10 protein-coding genes are annotated in these 14,206 nt (G+C 65.8%); 1 reads left to right on the top strand and 9 read right to left on the bottom strand.

Annotation, left to right across the window (positions count from 1 at the left end; translation table 11 throughout):
- The 9 genes from ACYVHT_RS19420 to ACYVHT_RS19460 all read right to left on the bottom strand — a co-directional run.
- The coding region (locus ACYVHT_RS19420; RefSeq protein WP_460555935.1) for a hypothetical protein at positions 1 to 193 on the bottom strand (193 nt) is incomplete at its 3' end.
- A gap of 20 nt (positions 194 to 213) precedes the next feature.
- Positions 214 to 756, bottom strand: a complete 543-nt coding sequence (locus tag ACYVHT_RS19425) for a Riean_0653 family protein (RefSeq protein WP_460555938.1) — start codon at positions 754 to 756, stop codon at positions 214 to 216.
- Positions 757 to 789: 33 nt separating this feature from the next.
- On the bottom strand, positions 790 to 1,317 hold the full coding sequence (locus ACYVHT_RS19430) for a lipocalin family protein (protein WP_460555941.1): 528 nt from the start codon (positions 1,315 to 1,317) through the stop codon (positions 790 to 792).
- A gap of 73 nt (positions 1,318 to 1,390) precedes the next feature.
- The gene (locus ACYVHT_RS19435; RefSeq protein WP_460555944.1) at positions 1,391 to 4,072 is read right to left on the bottom strand and encodes a tail fiber domain-containing protein; all 2,682 of its coding nucleotides are present in this window, start codon (positions 4,070 to 4,072) and stop codon (positions 1,391 to 1,393) included.
- 60 nt (positions 4,073 to 4,132) lie between these two features.
- Entirely contained in the window at positions 4,133 to 4,861 is a 729-nt protein-coding gene (locus tag ACYVHT_RS19440; RefSeq protein WP_460555947.1) for a hypothetical protein, read from the bottom strand.
- Positions 4,862 to 4,937: 76 nt separating this feature from the next.
- Positions 4,938 to 6,200, bottom strand: coding sequence for a hypothetical protein (locus ACYVHT_RS19445; RefSeq protein ID WP_460555950.1), 1,263 nt, complete (start codon positions 6,198 to 6,200; stop codon positions 4,938 to 4,940).
- Positions 6,201 to 6,244: 44 nt separating this feature from the next.
- Positions 6,245 to 6,868, bottom strand: coding sequence for a GNAT family N-acetyltransferase (locus ACYVHT_RS19450; RefSeq protein WP_460555953.1), 624 nt, complete (start codon positions 6,866 to 6,868; stop codon positions 6,245 to 6,247).
- A 21-nt stretch (positions 6,869 to 6,889) separates the two neighbouring features.
- Entirely contained in the window at positions 6,890 to 8,350 is a 1,461-nt protein-coding gene (locus ACYVHT_RS19455) for a T9SS type A sorting domain-containing protein (RefSeq protein WP_460555956.1), read from the bottom strand.
- Between the two features lie 229 nt (positions 8,351 to 8,579).
- Complete coding sequence (locus ACYVHT_RS19460; protein ID WP_460555959.1) at positions 8,580 to 12,656, bottom strand: hybrid sensor histidine kinase/response regulator transcription factor; 4,077 nt, start codon at positions 12,654 to 12,656, stop codon at positions 8,580 to 8,582.
- Between the two features lie 206 nt (positions 12,657 to 12,862).
- On the opposite strand from ACYVHT_RS19460, the gene clpX reads away from it, so the two are divergent.
- On the top strand, positions 12,863 to 14,086 hold the full coding sequence (gene clpX, locus ACYVHT_RS19465; protein ID WP_460555962.1) for an ATP-dependent Clp protease ATP-binding subunit ClpX: 1,224 nt from the start codon (positions 12,863 to 12,865) through the stop codon (positions 14,084 to 14,086).
- The last annotated feature ends 120 nt before the right edge of the window (positions 14,087 to 14,206 follow it).

Here is a 14,206-nt window from a genome sequence, read left to right on the forward strand (position 1 = left end):
CCGGCGCGGCAGCCGGCGTTTCGGTCGGCGCGGGTGCGGGTGCGGGTGCGGGTGCGGCGGCTGCCGCAGCCGGAGCGGCGGCCGGAGCAGTGGCCGGAGTTTGCGCATCGGGTTTTTTATCCGATGAGCACGCGGTTGTTAAAAGCAATGCGCTGCCGAGCAATGCGCCGGCAACCGAGCGAAAGAATTTCATGGTGCAGAAAATGGCGGGGCTTAGCGAAACCTGTGAATGCTGAAGCTGCCGTTGGTCACGGTTTGGGTGCCGGTAGCGCCGCTGTTGGGCATGGCCCCGGCCGTGAAGGAGAAAGTGCCGCTGATTTTCTGGGCATTCTTGTCGTACTCGGTCACCGTGACGGTGCCGTTGCTGGCGTTGGGGCCGTAGAGCGTGCTGTAGATGACGCCCTGGGGGGTGGTGCCGTTCAGGGTGATGGAACCCACGGAGCAGTCGTTGAGCGCCGAGCCTCTGGGCAGGTCGTACACGCCCGTGCCCTTCGCGCTGATGCCCAGCAGCGGTATCGACAAGGCATTGTTGCGGTCTTTGGAAGCCGCGATGATGAAGAGTTTATCGCCGGGGTCCACCACGGCGCCCGCCGAGAAGGTGTCGGTGTAGGTGGTGCCGTTGTGGGTCCAGGTCACGGTGCCGTCGCCGGTAGCGGCGGCCGAATCGTCGGATTCTTTCTTACAAGCCGTGAGCGACACGCTGCCGATAGCGAGCAACAGGCCCAACGTGCGGGAAAGGTTGAAAAGCGTTTTCATGAAGCAAATGGTGGCTGGGAAAGGAAAATGGCGCTAGCGGGGCACCAGGTTGGTCTGGTAGCGGAAGCTCGTTAGCTGCGAGGGGGTTACCGTGGGCGTATTGGCCGGGAAGGTGAAGCTGCCGGCGCCCAGAATCAGCAGGCGCAGCACATCGGTGGAAGAGGGAGCCAGCGCGGCCGTGACCTGGGCCTGGTTGTAGTCCAGCCCGAACGACAGGCTGCCACTCGTCAGGGTGAATACCGTGAACGTCTGGGTCGGATTGCCCGCACCCGTCAGCGTGAGCTGCGACTCGTTGTTGGTGAAAGCCCAGGTGCCCGTTTGCGGTGCAGCGGTGCCTTCTGTGATGGTGAGTTTGCCATCGGAGCCAAATTGATAGGTCGAGACATCGGCCGCAGCGGGTGTGTAGTTGCCCGCCACGCCGTTGATGGTCATGGTCTGGGAAGTTTCCTTCCAGGTCACGCCCGTGAGCATGGCGGTTTTAGAGGGGCTCTCGTTGTCTTTTTTGCAGCTGGCGGCCACGGATAGCAGGGCTGGCAGCAGCAGGTAGCGGAGGTTTTTCATACGGAAAGGGAAGTGGCAAAAAAAGGAACGTTTGTTATCCAGTTTGATGATAAAAGCTTTGATAAATAACACCTTAGCGGGCAGCCCGCGCCACCGGCGCAGCAGCGGCCGGGCGGGCACCCTGCTCCAGCGCGCTGAGGCGGGCATCGAGGGTCGTCTGGCCGGCCTGCAGGGCCTGGAGCTGCTGGCGGAGTTGGGTGTTTTCGGTTTTCAGGGCGTCGTTCTGCCTGGCCAGCTCCTGCACGCCCGCGAGGGCCACGCCAGCCGGGTCGATGGTGCTGATGCTGGTGTCGTTCAGGCCGAGGTGGAAAAGGCGGTAGAAATCCTGGGCCATGGGGCCGAGGTGGGTTTCGCCGTGGGTGCCCTTGTAGGCCCAGCGCGAGAGGGGCAGCTGGCGAATGAGGCCGAGCACCTGCGCGCCTTCCACGGGCTGGATGTTTTCCTTGAGGTTGACGTCGGAGGCGTTGGTCCAGGTGCCGCCCTGGGAGAGGTAGGCGGCATTGCCGTTGGTGCTGTTGCTGCCCACCTGCAGGGCCACGCCCAGGCCCGTCACCTGGATGCGGCCAAACAGCCAGTCCGTGACGTTGGAATCGCCGAATACCATGGTGTTGTCGGCGGCTACTTTCGCGTTGCTGCCAATGGTGGTGGCATTGGTCAGGGCGGTGTAGGTACCGCTGTTGAAGGGCCCGGCCCCCGACCCGAGCACCGTCAGGCCGGTGCCCGTGACGTTGGCCGTGCCAGTGGCGTACCCCACAAACACGTTGTCGGACCCGGTGGTGGTGCTGTTGCCAGCCAGCCGCCCGAGAAAGGTGTTGCGGCTGCCGGTGGTGTTGGCGGTGCCGGCCTGGTTGCCTTCAAACGTGTTGTTGACTCCGCTGGTGTTCTGATACCCAGCCTTGTACCCCACGAAGTGGTTGTCGCTGGCGGTGTTGCTGAAGCCCGCGTTGCGGCCGACGAACACGTTGCGGTTCTCGCTGCCGGACGTGGGCTGGCTCAGGTCGTAGGCCCCGAACACGGTGTTTTCGTCGCCGGTGGCGTTGCCCTGCCCCGCCCGGAAGCCCACGTACAGGTTGAGGTCGCCGGTGGTGGTGCTGCTGCCCGCGTAGGCCCCGATGGCCTGGTTTATCTGGCCGCTGGTGTTGTTGGTGCCGGCCAGGTAGCCCTCGAAGTGGTTGTAGCCTGCCCCGCTGGCGTTGTTGCTGGCGCCGGCCTCGAAGCCCACGAAGTGGTTGTAGTTGGCCGCCACGTTGCTTGCTCCCGCTTCGTAGCCGGAGAAATAGTTGCTCACGCCCGTGGTGTTGGCGTAGCCGGCGTGGTAGCCCTCAAAATGATTGGTTTGGCCCGAGGTGTTGCTGTTGCCGGCTTCGTAGCCCACCATGTGGTTGTTGCTGGCGTTGTTTTTATAGCCCGCCCGCAGGCCCACAAACAGGTTGTTGTCGCCGCTGGTAGCGGGTTGCCCGGCATCGTAGAAGGCCACGATGAAGTTGTTGTCGCCCGTGGTGTAGCGCTGCCCGGCCCGGAAGCCGATGTAGGTGTTCTGCGCGCCGGTGGTGTTGGCCAGCCCCGCATCGTAGCCAATGAACGTGTTGGCCTCGCCGGTGGTGTTGTTGAAGCCTGCCTTATAACCCTCGAAGTGGTTGAGGCCGGCGGCCCCGTTGTGGTAGCCCGCGGCATAGCCCACGAAATGGTTGCCATCGCTCGTGCTGTTGGTGCCCGCGTTGAAGCCGCTGAAATAGTTGTAGTTGCCCGTGGTATTGGCGTAGCCGGCCTGGAACCCCTCGAAGTGGTTGTTGGCGCCGGTGGTGTTGCGGTAGCCCGCCTGATAGCCCACCATGTGGTTGTGCGTGTAGGTGCCGGTGGCGGTGGTGCGCTTGCCAGCCCCGGTGCCCACAAACAGGTTGCCGTTGGTGGAAACGCTGGCGTAGCCGGCCGAGTCGCCGAGGGCCACGTTGCCCACGCCGGTGGTGTTGGCGTAGCCGGCGCGGTAGCCCTCGTAGGTGTTCAGGGTGCCGGTGCTGTTGTTGTAGCCGGCCCGGTAGCCCACGAAGTGGTTATAGCTGGCCGTCGTGTTGGCGAAGCCGGCCCGCAGGCCGCTGAAGTAATTCTGTTCGCCGGTGGTATTGGCGTAACCCGCCTGAAAACCAGTGAATTGATTGTCATCACCCGTCGTTTGCAAACCGGCCTGGTAGCCCACAAACTGGTTGTTATAGGCTCCGGCGGGCAGCTTTTTGCCGGCCTGGTAGCCCAGCAGCAGGTGGTTGTCGGGGTACGATGCCGGGCCGATAGGGGCGCCGCCCAGCCAGAAGGCACCGTTGGTGTGCAGGCGGGCTTTTTCCTGGCCGTTCACGCCCAGCCGAATGGGCTTGGCATCGGTGGTGCCCAGGTAGTTGGCGGTAGAGTCGGTGGCGGCGTTGCCGGTCAGGCTCCAATCACTGCCAGCCGGAGCCGTGCCGGTGTTGAGGCGGGTCCAGCTGGGCGCGGCGGCTGTGCCGGCGTTGTAGTAAAAACCCACCCCGCCGCTGACTGCGGCGTTACGGTTGAAGACAAGAAGACCAGTTCCAGGTGTTGGTATTGTGGTTCCATCGGTGAGAGAAGTTAAGGTGACTTGAGGAATGAGAAGACCTTTGTTGGTGGCCCGGATGTCGAGGGCGGCCGAGGCATCGGGCGTAGTAGTGCCGATGCCTATCTGAGCGGTGGCCTGGTGAGCGAGGGCGCTCATTACCAGCAGGAACAGACTGCGAAAAGCAACTTTCATAAAGAAAAATCTGGGAAAGGCGTGGTGGGAATGAGCGGTGCTTCAGCGCCCGCTGCGTCATCAGAACTTGGCCGAAAGACCGATTTTGAGGTAGGTCTGGTCGTAGCCCAGCTCGGCGAAGCCCCCGATGCTTTCGGTGAAGTAGTAGCGCCCGCCCACGAAAAGGCCCGGCAGAAACTCGGTGCCGCTGGCCGAGCCGATGGAGCTGTAGAGGCTGCTGCCCGAGAAGGAAACCCCGGCGTGGCGCACGCCCAGGCCGATGCCGCCGTAAGGGTCAAACTTCTCATTCACAGGATAATGAAAGGTGCCGCGCACCTGCACCACGATGTCGGTGTACTTCCATTTGTCGCCCCCGCCAAAGTCGTAGCTGGCGCCCTGGTAGGCCACAATGCCGCCCACGCCCAGCACGCCCGGCCCCAGCGGCATAATGCCGCGCTCATACGACAGGCTGATGGCCGGCGACACCGACGAGTTGCCACCGAAAAAGCCCGTGCCGTAGCTGTAGCGGCTGCCCAGCCCAATGCCCAGGTTCACGGCATTGGTGCCCACTTCGAACGCCCCACCGGGGGAGGCAGCGGCAGCAGCGCGGGCAGGGGCCGGCGGCGGCGCAGGGGCCGGAGCAGGCGCGGGGGCCGGGGCTGGCGCAGGCTTGGGAGCCGGCTTGACAACGGGTTTGGCAGCCGGCTTGGCGGCGGGCTTGGGGGCCGGCTTGCGGGTCTGGGCCTGCAGGGAGAGGGGCAGCGCGGCTACGCACGTAGCCAGCAATAAAGTGCGGAAAACGACTTGCATGAGGATGAAAGAAAGAGAGACGTAGAACTATGTTGAAAAGAGAATCAGGAATAAATGAAGGTGTCCATTCGCTAGCCTAAGGCTTGTAAGTCACGAAGTTGAACCCCCGGTCTGCCGGGCTTCCGGCCGAGTTAAACGTGTTGACCACCAGGCGCAAACCGCTGATGCTGTTTACCATCACTTCGCCTGTGCTGCTAGAATTTGGCGAGCCGTTGAGCACGGCCATCGTCGTGTAGTTGGGGTAGAAATAAGATTCGCCGGTGATGGTGACTTCGTAGGTCCCCGTGCCAACCTTGCTTACCGTGAAATTGCCCGTGCTGCCCGCTGCGCTGATGGTACCGGAATCGTCCACGTTGCCGTAGCAGATGGGCACCAGGTTGGCCGTGCCCGTCTGGGCACGGTTCACCTCGTTGGCGTTCGCGCCCGACAGCGTAATGGTGCCGTCCACGTCGAGGCGCGAGTCGGGCGTGGTGGTGCCGATGCCGAGCCGGCCGTTCACGAGGCGCATGCCCTCCAGGGAGCTTGTCCGGTTGGCCGAGCCCGTGCCGTTGGTGTAGAACGCCAGCCCGCCCGTGAAGCTGCCGGCATCGATGGAGCGCAGAAACGACGGCCGCCACTCCGAGGCCGAGCCTTCGGGGTCGGAGTAAAAGTCGAGCCCGGCCGCGCCAAAGGCCGCGCTGCTGTGCACCCGCAGCACCGTGGGGTTGGTGGCCGAATACACGTGCAGCGCACTGGCCGGCGCCGCCGTGCCAATGCCCACACTGCCGCTGTAGCCGCCCAGCGGCGAGGGCAGAAAGCTGAAGCTTTTGGCCCGCAGCTGCATGGCGTCGTCGCTGCCGGCCTCCCCCACCGTCACGTAGTCGTTGTCGCCGAAGCGCAGCAGCGCATCGTCGGCGGTGCTGGTCCACGACGTGGTTTTGCCCAGGTGGCCATCGCCATCGGCCAGAATGCTCAGGCCGCGCGTGCTGCTGTTGCCCACAATCTGGTTGGTGCCCAGGTTGAGGTTCTGGGTGGCGGTGTGGTTGCCCAGGTTGTCGCCGCCGGGGCTGAGAAACACCCAGCCGCCGGTGCCGGCGTAGTACCAGAAGCCGGTTTGGGTGCCGCCGCCGGCCGTGCCGTCGGTCTGGTACACGATGAGGCCCTGGGGCGGCGAGCTGATGCCCGTGCGCTGGGCCGCCGTGAGGCGCGGAATGAGCACGCCCGTGTTGTTGGCCGGGCTTTGAATGTCGAGGGCGGCTTTGGCATTGGGCGAAGCCGTGCCTATGCCAATCTGGGCCCGGCTGGCGCGGGCCAGAAACAGCGCGGCCATGAGCAGCAGGAAAGCGAAGAAGTTTTTCATGGTATTGGCAGTCAGAATGTTGATTTTTGTGATTAACCCGGCGCTCAGGCGCGGCCTTCGCGCAGCAGGCCCCAGTTGGTGGGGGCAGCCGCCTCGTGGCCGGTGGGGCATTGCCCCGTCAGCCGGAAGCCCAGGCGCTGGAAAAAGCCCAGCTGGGCCGGGTGTTGGGTATCGATGTAGCAGGGCGCGTGCGTGGCCTGCATGGCCACCAGCGTGGCCTGGAGCAGGCGGCGGCCCAGCCCCCGCCCCCGGGCATTGGGCCGCACGGCCAGCGCCAGCAGGTAGTAGTGCGTGGTGGCCGCCACGCTGTGCCGCCGCAGCCAGGCCGTGGCCACCAGGTAGTGCCGCAGCCGCTGAAACCCGCCCCAGTCCAGGCGCCAGAGCGCGGCGGGCAGCAGGCCGGTGCGCAGCAGCTGGCACAGCGTGGCGGCCGGGTGGCCCGGCCCCAGCCACACGGCCACCGCGCTGGCATCGGCGTTGGTGTACACGCGGCCGAAGCGGAGGCCAAACCGCAGCAGCTGCTCCAGCAGCCACAGGCGCTTGCTTTGGGCGTCGGGGCCGGCGCAGCAATAGGCCAGCACCGGATGCTCCGTACAGGAAGTTTCGAGCAGGGCGGTAGCCCATACCAGGTCGGCGGGTTCCAGGCGGCGGGCGGGCAGGGCGAGCATGCTAATTCGGAAGCGTTTAGCTTACTCGCGCACCAGCTTCAGCACCTGGCTGGTGCCGGTGGTGGTCACGCGCAGCAGGTACACACCGCTGGCCAGGGCGGCCGTTTCGGCGGCAAACAGGCCCTCGCTGAAGCGGGCCGTGGTGTGGTACACGGCCAGCTGGCGGCCGGTGGCATCGGTGAGGGTGGCCGTGAGCGGATTCTCGCCGGGCTGCTCTATCCGGATGTGCGGGCCCGCGCCCGCCGACGGATTGGGCCAGGCGCTAACCAGTAGGGCCGTCGGGCTTTCCACCGCCACCGTGCGCACCGTCGAGTAGCTGGTGGCTCCGTCCTTGTCGACCTGCCGCAGGCGGTAATACAGCGTGGGCACCCCATACTGCGCCACCTTGGGGTCGAGCAAAGTGTAATCGTGGGCTGTCGTGCTGCTGCCCTGGCCCGCCACCCGGCCGGCCGGCTCAAATACCAGCCCGTCGCGGCTGCGCTCCACCTCGAAGTAGTCGTTGTTTTTCTCCGACGCCGTGTTCCAGTCCAGGCGCGCATTCACGCCCTCGCGCTGCGCCGCAAAAGCCGTCAGCTCCACCGGCAGCGGGGTGTTGAGGTCGGAGATGGTGAAGCGGCCCGGCACGTCCTCGGTAGTGGCAGTGGGCGGATTGAACTGCCGAGGGTCGCTGCCCGAAACGTCGGTCATGGGGCCGGCCGCACGGCTCCAGGTGGTGTAAGGCGCGGTGCTGCGCCAGGAGGTGGCCTTCGTCATGTCGCGGCCATTGTCGAGCACGCTCAGCCAGCTGAAATACATTTTACGCTTCGGGTTGCCGCCGGCCGAGGAAGTCACGTCCCAATACACGGCCACCGAAGAGCGGCCGGCTACCGTGGTAATGCCCGTGGGGCCGGTCACGCGCGTCACGGTGATGCTGCCGATGTTGCCGCCGCCACTGGGCATGGTCAGGCCCAGAAAAGGCCCGAACGAGGCCGCGCCCACGCTGCGCGAAGCCATCACCACCGGCCCCACCAGCCGGGCCCCGGTGGTTTCGACGGGGTCGGTGGCGGTGGTGAGCAGGGTGATGGGCGTGCTGCTGCCAATGGCGACGAGGCCGTTGGTGAGCGTGATGGTGCCGGCCACACTAAGCGGAGTGGCCGTGGCGATGCCGGCGGCGTTGTTCACGGTCAGGTTCTGCACGGGCAGGGCCGCCGAGCCGGTGAGGGTTTGCAGGCCGGCCACGCCCATGGCCCGCAGCTGGGCGGCCGGTGTCACGGGCACGGTCACGGTGCCGTTGTTGGTGAGGTCGCCGCCGAAGTCGAGCTGGCCTTCGTTGGTGAGCGTGGCCCCTGAGCCCACGGTCAGGTACGAGGGCATGGCCATGAGGCCGCCGGGCCCGATGTAGAGCGTCACCGGCCCGGAGATGGTGAGCTGGGCCCGCACTGCCGTTGGCGGCAGGCCTAGGGCCAGCCCCGTGAGCAGCAGGATTGAATAGAATTTTTTCATGATTGGTTAGGAAGACTGAGCAATACCCGATTGGTATTGTCAAAGCACGCCTCCCCCCCTGTCCACTACCGTTTGCCGGTGTTGCGAATGCATTGGCGAACGTTGCACCACTTGCGTAAACGGTGCATTCGCTTTCGTTTTTGTCCCATTACCCCGAAATCTGACCGGATTACGCACAAAAAAGCCGGTGAGCACCTGGACTCACCGGCGGTTTTCGGGGCAGTATTTTTTAGCATTTATCTTCGGCCAGCGCGTTGGCTTTGTCCTCGGCAGCGTCCTCGCTTTGCCGGCTGGCGGCACTGGGCGGGTAGCCAAACTGCCGGGAGAAGGCCGTGGAAAAAGCCGCCGGACTGCCAAAGCCCACCTGGTAGGCCACCTCGGCCACGGTGCCAATCTGGTTGCGCAGCAGCGCCCGCGCCCGGTGCAGCCGCGTCCCCCGAATGTAGTCGCCGGGGGCCTGTCCGGTGAGGGCTTTCAGCTTGCGGTGCACCTGCGTGCGGCTCAGGCCAATGTCGTGGCCCAGCTGGTCCACGCCAAACGCCTCATCGGCCAGGTGCTTCAGCACCGTTTCGCTCACCCGCTGCAAAAACTCGTGGTCGAGCGAAGGCAGCCCCGCTACGGCCGCCGCGTGCTCATCGGGCAGGCGCGCGGGCGCGGCAGGTGGGGCGCTGGGCGGGGAGGTGGCCTCCGCCGCCCCGGTCCCGCTGCTCGCGGCAGCAGGCGCGGGCGCAAAGTGCGTCTGCACCCGCTGGCGCAGGGCCAGCAGGTTGCGCACCTGCGCCCGCAGCGCCCGCGGGTCGAAGGGCTTGGCCAAGAAGGCATCGGCGCCGGTTTCCAGGCCTTCCAGCTTGGCTTCGGGCCCCGATTTGGCCGTGAGCAGCACGACCGGAATGTGGCTGGTGGCCACGTCGGTTTTGAGCTGCTGGCACACCTGGTAGCCGTTAAGGCCGGGCATCATCACGTCGCTCACCACCAGGTCGGGCACTTCGGTGCGCGCCAGGGCCACCCCGGCGGCCCCGTCCACGGCCAGGAGCAGGCGGTAGCCGGCCGGCTCCAGCGTGGCCCGCACAAACTCGCGCACCTCTTCGTTGTCTTCGATGATGAGCACCACATCGGCCTCGGCACCGGCCGGGGCAGCCGCCGGCGCCGGCGGCACCGGCTCGCTGCCGATGGGCGCCGCCTGTGGGCCGGGCGCCAGCGGCGCCGGCGCCGTGGGCAACAGGCCCTGGGGCAGCTGCACCGTAAACGTGGCCCCCTGGCCGGGCAGGCTGCTCACGCTCACCCGGCCGCCGTGTAGCGCCGCCAGCTCGCGCACCAGGGCCAGGCCAATGCCGGTGCCCACGCGCTGGCCATCGGCCGCCGCCTTATCGGCCTGGTAGAAGCGGTCGAACAGGTGCGGCAGGTCCTCGGCGTCGATGCCGGTGCCGGTATCGCGCACGGTTATCTCCACGCTGCCCACGGGCATGTCGGCGGTGGGCCCGGCCTCGGCCACGCCAACCGCGACGCTACCGCCAGCCGGCGTAAAGCGCAGAGCGTTGGCCAGCAGATTGGTCAGTATCTCATCCAGCTTGATGGGGTCAAAAACCAGCGGAACGACCGCCGGGGCTTCGCAGCGCAGGGCGATGCCCCGGCTCTCGGCCAACGATGAAAAGGCCGCCACCAGTTGCCGCACCGCTCCGGCAGCATCGCCGGCAGTGGGCATCAGGCGCAGCGCGCCGGCTTCCAGCTTGCTCAGGTCGAGCAGCTGGTTGATGAGGTTCAGCAGCTTGCGGGCGTTGCGCAGCACCAGCCCGCCGCGCTGGCGCACTTCGGGGTCCACGGGGTCAGAAGCCAGCAGCTCGGCCGGGCCCAGAATGAGGGTGAGCGGCGTGCGCAGCTCGTGGCTGACGTTGGTGAAGAAGTCGGTTTTCACCCGGTCCATCTCCTGCAGGTGTACCAGCGCCTGGTGTTCGAGCTGGCGGTCGGCCCGCTCCCGCTCGCGGGCGCGGGTGTAGGCCCGCACCGCGTACAGCACCAGGCCAAAGCCACTGGCGTACAGCACATAGGCCCACCAGGTGCGCCACCACGGCGGCCTGATGGTGAAGGCATACGTGGCGGGCCGGGCATTCCACACGCCGTCGTTGTTGGCGGCGCGCACCTGAAAGGTGTAGTCGCCAGGGGGCAGGTTGGTGTAAGTGGCCGATGTTGATTTGAGCGGCCTCACCCAGCCATCGTCGAAGCCGGCCAGCCGGTACTGGTAGCGCACCTTGCCGGGGTTGGTCAGGCTCACGCCAATGTAATCGAAGGTGAGGTGGTTGAGCTGGTGCGGCAGGGTGAGGCCGGCCGCCAGCGCCGTGTCTTTCAGAAAGATGCGCAGGCAAGCCACGGCGGTGCGCGGGGCAATGCGGTTGGGCCGGGCCAGGGCCGGGTCGTAGTGCATCAGGCCGTTGATGGTGCCCACCCACAGCTGGCCCCGCTGGTCCGGCAGCACGGCGTTCTGGTTGGTTTCCTGTCCCAGAAACCCTTCGGTCAGGCCGTAGCTGCGTGCCCGGCCCGTGCGAATGTCGAAGCAGTCGAGCCCCAGGTTGGTGCCCAGCCACACCTGGCCCAGGCTGTCGCACTGCACAAAGAAGGGGTTGTTGGATTGCAGCCCCGTTTGCAGGCCAAACGACTGCAGCCGCCGGCCATCGTAGCGCAGCAGGCCGCTGCCGATGCTGCCCAGCCACAGGTTCCCCTGCTGGTCTTCGCTGATGGAGCCGATGCTGAGGCGGGCCGGCTGCCCGGCCACGGGCCGAAACGTGTCGGTGGCGGGGTCCAGCCGCACGAGGCCCTGGTCATCGGTGCCTATCCACAGCAGGCCGCTGCGCGCCCGCTTTATCTGCCACAGCGCATTGGTTTTCAAACTGCCGTGCTGTGCGTCGAAGGTTTGCGTGGCCTGGGTGGCGGGGTCGAACACCGTCAGGCCCGCCTGCCGGGTCAGCAGCCAGATGCGGCCCCGGCCGTCCTCGGCAATGCTGGCCACGGACTGGCCTCTCAGCCCCGGCTGCTGATTGAAGGCCGTCCAGCGGCCGTTAGCAGCTTGATAGCGCAACGCCCCGGCCTCGGACAAGCCCACCCACACATCGCCCCGGCTGTCGCGAAACAGGCAGCGCGCAAACGGCTGCCGGCGGAAACCCGGCACCACCAACGGGTGCGCCTGCTGGCCCGCCGGAGCAGCCGGCCGCAGCACCGTGAGGCCGTTGGGGGTGCCCACCCAGTATTCGCCGGGCCTGATTTTCAGAATGGTATGTACTTCGTTATTGGGCAGCCCCTGGGCCGTGGTGAACTGGGCAAACCGCTCATCGGGCAGGTGCTGGGCAATGCCGTTGTCGTGCACGGTCCAGAGGCTGCCTTCCCGGTCTTCGAGCAGGTCCGACGCCACGTCGCTGTCGAAGCTGCCTTCTGCCGCCACGCACGCAAAGCGGGCACCGGCGGTGGCCCGGCTCAGGCCGGTGCTGGTGGCGGCCCACACCCTGCCGGCCCGGTCCTGCAGTACGTGCCGCACATCGGGGCTGCACAACCCGTCCTCCGGGCCGAACCGCCGGACGTGCCATGCCCGGCTGCTGCCGCTCAGGCGCAGCAGGCCGTTGCCGGTGGCCACCCAAAACAAGGTGTCGCTCACGCGCCAGAAGCTGTTGATGGCGCCCGTTCGCACGGCGGCCGGCAGCGCCTGGCGCGGCGCGGCCAGCGGCTGGCCCGTGGCGGCACTCAGCACTGCCAGGCCGGCATCGGTACCGGCCCAGCACTGCCCGGCCGGGCCGGCTGCCACAAAGCTCACCTTATCGGACGGCAGGCCCTGCGCCCGGCCCAGGCGGACCAGGCTGGTATCGGAGGTGCCGCAGCGCAGGCGGAGCAGTCCCTGCCCTTCGGTGGCCACCCACACGGCCCCGCCCCCCGCCAGCCAGATGTGCCGGGCGTGCAGCGGCAACGCGACGCCGGGCAGGCGGCACCGGCCCACCCGCTCGTTGCGCAGCCAGGCCAGGCCGCCGTACTCGTGGCCCAGCCAGATGGCGCCATCGGGGGCGGCCGCTACGGCGCGGACGTGGTTGTCGGTGAGGTTGCGGCGGCCGTCGAACACCCGAAACTGCTGGCCGTCGAACACGCACACGCCGCCCTGTGTGCCGGCCCACAAGCGGCCCCTCCCGTCCTGGCACAGAGAGTACACCAGGCTCTGAGGCAAACCGTTGGCAATGGTATATTCGCGTAGCGCCAGGGTTTGAGCGCTGCCCGGCCGGGGCCTCCAAAGGCCCCCGATGAGCATCAGCATCCACAGCAGCTTCTTCAGCATAAGCACTCGATGTAGGCCCAAACAACATCCGCTCTCAGCTGCTTTGTGTCAGGCACTGCTTTTAAAACTACGCAATATCCGTCAAATGCGGTATTTCCGGTTTTGTGTGGTGGCACCATTTTTCTGGTCCCTGACGTTGGGCATGTCGTATCTTTGAGCCCGCTTGTCCAAAAGCGTGCCCTCCCACCCTCTCTATTCTTCTCTCCGTGGCCGAAATATCCTGTTCCTTTTGCAATAAGAGCAAGCGCGAAGTTGCCGTTATGATTTCGGGCATCAATGCCCATATCTGCGAGAAATGCGTGGGCCAGGCCCAGCACATTCTCGACGAAGAAGCCAAGGCGCAGGATGCCGGCAAGCAGCCCAAGTTCACGCTCATCAAGCCCAAAGCCATCAAGGAGCACCTTGACCAGTACGTGGTGGGCCAGGACGAAGCCAAGCGCGTGATGGCCGTGGCCGTGTACAACCACTACAAGCGCCTGATGCAGAAGCCCTCCGACGACGAGGTGCAGATTGAGAAGTCGAACATCATCATGGTGGGCGAAACCGGCACCGGCAAAACCTTCCTGGCGCGCATGCTGGCCAAAATCCTGCAGGTGCCCTTCTGCATCGCCGACGCCACCGTGCTGACCGAGGCCGGCTACGTGGGCGAAGACGTGGAAAGCATCCTCACCCGCCTGCTGCAGGCGGCCGACTACAACCTCGAAGCCGCCGAGCGCGGCATTGTGTACATCGACGAAATCGATAAGATTGCCCGCAAGAGCGACAACCCCAGCATCACGCGCGACGTGAGCGGCGAGGGCGTGCAGCAGGCGCTGCTGAAGCTCCTCGAAGGCACCAACATCAACGTGCCGCCCCAGGGCGGGCGCAAGCACCCCGAGCAGAAGATGATTTCGGTGAATACCGAGAACATCCTCTTCATCTGCGGCGGGGCCTTCTCGGGCATCGACCGCATCATCAAGAGCCGCCTGAACACCAAGCCGATGGGCTTTGCCAAAACCAACCTGGAAGAGCAGGTGGACACGCAGAACTTCCTGCGCTACGTATCGGCCCAGGACATCAAGAGCTTCGGCCTCATCCCCGAATTGATTGGCCGCTTGCCCGTCCTCACCCACCTCAACCCGCTGGACCGCACCACGCTGCGCATGATTCTGACCGAGCCCAAGAATTCGCTCGTGCGCCAGTACAAGCGCCTGTTTGGCATGGAAAACATCGAGCTCAGCTTCACCGAAGACGCGCTGGAATACATCGTGGAGAAGGCCGACGAGTACCGCCTCGGCGCGCGCGGCCTGCGCTCCATCTGCGAGAGTATTATGACCGATGCCATGTTCGAGATGCCTTCGGATGACAACACCGACGCGCTGCAAATCAACCTGAGCTACTGCCGCAGCAAGTTCGAGAAGTCGCCGCTGCGCCACATGCGGGCCGCGTAATGCCCGACCCCGACTGATTGAAAGCCCGCCTTGTGCGGGCTTTTTTTATGCCGCGTCCGGCCAGTCGGGTCTACCTTCGCCGCCGGCTGCTTTATCCGGCAGCTTCGGGTATGCCTTTTC

Source organism: Hymenobacter daeguensis (assembly GCF_054780555.1).

Excerpts from the sequence above, each read along its gene's own strand:
- ACYVHT_RS19425 (WP_460555938.1), bottom strand. The coding sequence starts at position 756 with ATGAAAACGCTTTTCAACCTTTCCCGCACGTTGGGCCTGTTGCTCGCT.
- ACYVHT_RS19430 (WP_460555941.1), bottom strand. The coding sequence starts at position 1,317 with ATGAAAAACCTCCGCTACCTGCTGCTGCCAGCCCTGCTATCCGTGGCC.
- ACYVHT_RS19435 (WP_460555944.1), bottom strand. The coding sequence starts at position 4,072 with ATGAAAGTTGCTTTTCGCAGTCTGTTCCTGCTGGTAATGAGCGCCCTC.
- ACYVHT_RS19440 (WP_460555947.1), bottom strand. The coding sequence starts at position 4,861 with ATGCAAGTCGTTTTCCGCACTTTATTGCTGGCTACGTGCGTAGCCGCG.
- ACYVHT_RS19445 (WP_460555950.1), bottom strand. The coding sequence starts at position 6,200 with ATGAAAAACTTCTTCGCTTTCCTGCTGCTCATGGCCGCGCTGTTTCTG.
- ACYVHT_RS19450 (WP_460555953.1), bottom strand. The coding sequence starts at position 6,868 with ATGCTCGCCCTGCCCGCCCGCCGCCTGGAACCCGCCGACCTGGTATGG.
- ACYVHT_RS19455 (WP_460555956.1), bottom strand. The coding sequence starts at position 8,350 with ATGAAAAAATTCTATTCAATCCTGCTGCTCACGGGGCTGGCCCTAGGC.
- ACYVHT_RS19460 (WP_460555959.1), bottom strand. The coding sequence starts at position 12,656 with ATGCTGAAGAAGCTGCTGTGGATGCTGATGCTCATCGGGGGCCTTTGG.